1 protein-coding gene and 2 pseudogenes are annotated in these 2,209 nt (G+C 55.0%); all 3 read right to left on the bottom strand.

Annotated elements, in window-relative coordinates; translation table 11 throughout:
* Positions 1 to 276, bottom strand: a pseudogene (locus EBL85_RS16645) (transposase); the annotation flags it as partial.
* 280 nt (positions 277 to 556) lie between these two features.
* A pseudogene (locus tag EBL85_RS16640) lies at positions 557 to 982 on the bottom strand (transposase); the annotation flags it as partial.
* Positions 983 to 1,593: 611 nt separating this feature from the next.
* Positions 1,594 to 2,209: SIR2 family protein (locus tag EBL85_RS16630; protein WP_148040582.1), on the bottom strand; the 616-nt coding region annotated here is incomplete at its 5' end.

Raw genomic sequence — 2,209 nt, 5'->3', positions numbered from 1 at the left:
CAACCCCTCGGCATCCGACCACCCCGCCGCCCGATCGGCATCGACCCGCACCACCAGATGCACGTGATTGCTCATCACCGCATAGGCCGCCACATCGATCGCGAACACCCCCGCGAGCTGGCGCAACCGCAACTCCACCCACCCGCGCCGATGCTCGAAGCTCCGCCCGGTCAGCCGATCGAAGCCACAGAGATACGCCCGCCGCACGCAGCGGGTGACGACGTGATACCAAGGCGTATCGGACAAGGAGACGAGCGAGGCGCGGGGACGAGTCATGGGGCATCTCCGCTGGGGGTGTTGGGAGAAGCGTAGGAGAGGGCCTTGGGAGCGTCAACGGTAAGTGGTAAGTGGGTGTCCCTTTGCTCGTCCTTTACTCTTTACTCTTGAGATACGCCTGGCGCACGCATCGCGTGACGACGTGATACCAGGGCGTATCGGACAAGGAGACGAGCGCGGCGCGGGGACGAGTCATGGGGCATCTCCACTGGGGGTGTTGGGTGAAGCGTAGGAGAGGGCCTTGGGGGCGTCAACGATAAGTGGGTGTCCCTTTATTTGTGAACCAGGAGAGATCCGCCAGCCGTGCCCGGTAGGTCGCGACCAACCCCGCGACCCCATCCAGCTCCGCATCAGTCATTTCTGCTCGCGTGGCAGGTGACAGGAACCGCTCCACCACCACTGGCCCCCGGAACAGACACCGCCAGCGTCGCAACACCTCGGTATCCGACCACCCCGCCGCCCGATCCGCATCCACTCGCACTACCAGATGCACGTGATTGCTCATCACCGCATAGGCCGCGACATCGATCGCGAACACCCCCGCGAGCTGGCGCAACCGCAACTCCACCCAGCCGCGCCGATGCTCGAAGCTCCGCCCCGTCAGCCGATCGAAGCCACAGAGATACGCCCGGCGCACGCACCGCGTGACGACGTGATACCAAGGCGTATCGGACAAGGAGACGAGCGCGGCGCGGGGACGAGTCATGGGGCATCTCCGCTGGGGGTGTTGGGAGAAGCGTAGGAGAGGGCCTTGGGAGCGTCAACGGTAAGTGGGTGTCCTTTACGTTTTTAGGCGTATCGGACAAGGAGACGAGCGCGGCGCGGGGACGAGTCATGGGGCATCTCCGCTGGGGGTGTTGGGAGAAGCGTAGGAGAGGGCCTTGGGAGCGTCAACGGTAAGTGGGTGTCCCTTTAACGTTCACCGCGTGACGACGTGATACCAAGGCGTATCGGACAAGGAGACGAGCGAGGCGCGGGGACGGGTCATGGGGCATCTCCGCTGGAGGTGTTGGAGGAAGCGTAGGAGAGCGCCTTGGGAGCGTCAACGATAAGTGGGTGTCCTTTTCTGTTCCTCCTCTGTTCCTCCTCTGCTCGGCCACCATCATGCCGCCAGTCTCTACTTTTCGCTGGATCTATTTTTGGGGAAGGGGACAGGGCATCTCCGCTGGAGGTGTTGGAGGAAGCGTAGGAGAGGGCCTCGAGAGCGTCAACAGTAAGTGGGTGTCCTTTTAATGCAAGATGGCGACAATAGACTGATATCAAAAGATATTGGCATCTTATAATATTAGAGGTCCTTGATGCGATAGCCCTGGCTGTTTACCACTTTAGTGATCTGCTGAGCTGGCTGTCTCTGTGGTCATCTACCTTCTCAACTAATTTTTTTAGTGAGTCTGTTAGTTCTTTGTGGTTTTCTTCTGGTGAGTATTCTATGAATTTTATCCTCATAGAGGATTCTGCTATTTTTATTATTTCTTCGTGAACTTCTCCTTTTGGTAGCGTCATGTAGTGGTGGGGTGTTCTTCCGTGCGCGAATTGAATGTCCTCGAAGAGTGTTCGTATGTCGGGGTCTTCAGTTCCGCAACCAATAAATAGAAAAGTATTTGTTAGTGCGAGTGATTTTAATATTTCATAGAAAAGGACGTGTTTTGTTCTTGCTTCTGCATAATCTCTTCTCGTGAAAATAATATTTTCTGGGCTTGTTACGCATCCATGCGATTTTAGTATTAATCTTGTGTCGCCTCCAAGTAAGTGCTTTGCTATATCAGAGTCGGTATGTTTTTTTATTAATATTGTCCCGCATGAGGTGCTTAATGCATAGCTGTCGTAGATTCTATCAAAATTTGGTGTTATTACTATGGGTGCATCTAGGTTGTAAATGTGTTTATGTATTTCTGCTGGTTTGTATCCTCTTCTTAAATACTCTTCTTCAGAT

The sequence above is a fragment of the Marichromatium sp. AB32 genome, from assembly GCF_003718675.1.
GTDB lineage: Bacteria > Pseudomonadota > Gammaproteobacteria > Chromatiales > Chromatiaceae > Marichromatium > Marichromatium gracile.
This window is presented reverse-complemented; position numbering and strand designations above follow the sequence as displayed.